This is a genomic window from Rhodopseudomonas sp. B29 (genome assembly GCF_000333455.1).
Lineage (GTDB): Bacteria > Pseudomonadota > Alphaproteobacteria > Rhizobiales > Xanthobacteraceae > Rhodopseudomonas.
The window spans coordinates 1-1,740 of record NZ_BADD01000200.1 but is presented as its reverse complement, the minus strand read 5'-3'; the positions used below and the strand labels follow the sequence as shown (position 1 = coordinate 1,740).

The 1,740-nt window shown below is 64.3% G+C and carries 2 protein-coding genes; both read right to left on the bottom strand.

Annotated elements, in window-relative coordinates; translation table 11 throughout:
* Window positions 1–708, bottom strand: a 708-nt coding sequence (locus tag I5M_RS07175; protein ID WP_022720778.1) for a transcriptional initiation protein Tat, incomplete at its 3' end; no start/stop codon positions are given.
* A 42-nt stretch (window positions 709–750) separates the two neighbouring features.
* Window positions 751–1,722, bottom strand: a complete 972-nt coding sequence (locus tag I5M_RS07170) for a c-type cytochrome (protein ID WP_040771597.1) — start codon at window positions 1,720–1,722, stop codon at window positions 751–753.
* Window positions 1,723–1,740: the final 18 nt, after the last annotated feature.

Sequence of the window (1,740 nt, the reverse complement as noted above, 5' to 3'; positions counted from 1 at the left end):
CAGATGATTGGTCAGTTCCGCCGCCAGCTGCTCGTGAGTGAGCTTGTCCGGGTTGAGGTCCGCTTTGATCAGGGCGGCGGCTTCCTCCCAGATCGCGTTGTGACACGACAGGAACACGACGCCACGTTTCATCAGCGCCGGGATCGAATTGTTGGCCGGAGAGAACACCCCGTCGGCGTTTTCGAAGTCCTTGGGATCGGACTGCGCGGCTTTGGTCTCGACGATCAGGCTATTGGACTTGAACTTGTCGCCGGCCAGCCGGGTGAGTTGATACTTGTCCCACGTCGCCTGGTCGAGCAGAGCGAGATGCGCCGAACCGTGGGTCGCCGACACCACCAGAAAATCCGGATGCCCGAACGACCAGATCTGCGCATTGAGCGCGTTGCGCATCAGGTTGAGCCACGGCCCGCCGAGATCGGTGTTGTCCCAGGCCTGCTTGTAGGGCGACGCATAGCCGATCACCAGCTTCAGCGCCTCGTCGTCCCACTCGGACGGCTTAGTCAGAATCATCGGCACCGTCTTGAAATCCCGCCGCCGCGGCGCCGCGGCGAGCCGCTCGACCAACTGCCGCAGCTTTCGCCCGTCCACCGGTAGTTCGGCAGCGGCCGGCTTGGTCGGCGCAGCCTCAGCGGCCGATAAGCCGAGCAGGCTGCCGGCGGTGATCGCGCCCGCGGTCTGGATGAGGTTGCGGCGGTTCAGGTCTGTCATGGGAGCGTCTCTTGGTTCGTGAGAAGGTCGCTGCGTTGATACTTATTCTCCGACTTGTCCGACCGTGCCGGCCGGCGGCGAATTCTGGCCCAACGTGACACCGTCGACGGTCTGGCCGTACATGTCGAACGGCGAGTCGTGGTGCAGCTTGCGGGTTTCGGCCAGCGAGCCATTGAAGCGCGGATCCTGCGGGCGCTCCTGGCTGTCCACATAGGCGGAGACGTCCCACGCTTCCTGATCGGACAGCGTATTGCCCTGGCTGAGCGGCATGTTGGCTTTGATGAAGCCGGCGGCGTTGGAGATCGAACTCATCCCGGCGCCCCAATTATACGAGCGCGCACCCCACAGCGGCGGAAACACCGTCTGGCCACTGACCGACTTCTGGCCCTGGCCGTCGGCGCCGTGACACACGGCGCAACGCGAAGCATAGATATCGCGGCCGTGCGCGACGTCGAGCTTCGCCGGCTTGGGCAGTTTCGGATAGCCCTGCCCCGGCAGTTTCTCGCCGGTCGGCGCCCCCTTCGCCAGCGCATAGGCGTAGCTCTCCAGCGCGACCAGCACCTTGTCGCCGAGCGCCGGCGCCTTGCCGTTCATGCTGAAGCGAAAGCAGCCCTGCAGGCGCTCGGCGAAGGAATTGACGTGCTGATTTTTCGATCGATACGCCGGATACACCAGATAGGCCGCCCACATCGGCGCCGAATTGGCGAGGCGTCCGCGATCGAGGTGACAATTGGCACAGCGCAGATCGTTGCCGACGAAGGCGCCGGCATTGGCCTTGGTATCGGTGAAGATGGCTTCGCCGAGCTTCACCATGGCGCCGAACTCGCCTTTCGGGAGAGCGTCTTCGGCCGGCGGGACGAAGGTCGCAGCTTTGCTGCTCGCAGCCGAACTATCCGCCGTGTCCTCAGAAGCGGCGGGCTGCGGCTGGCTGCCGCCGCGTGGCAGCGAGTAGCCGATGAGACCCGCGAGTCCGAGCAGGATCACGCCAACCACCCATGTACCAAGGTCTTTCATGGTCAATCTTTCTTGCCG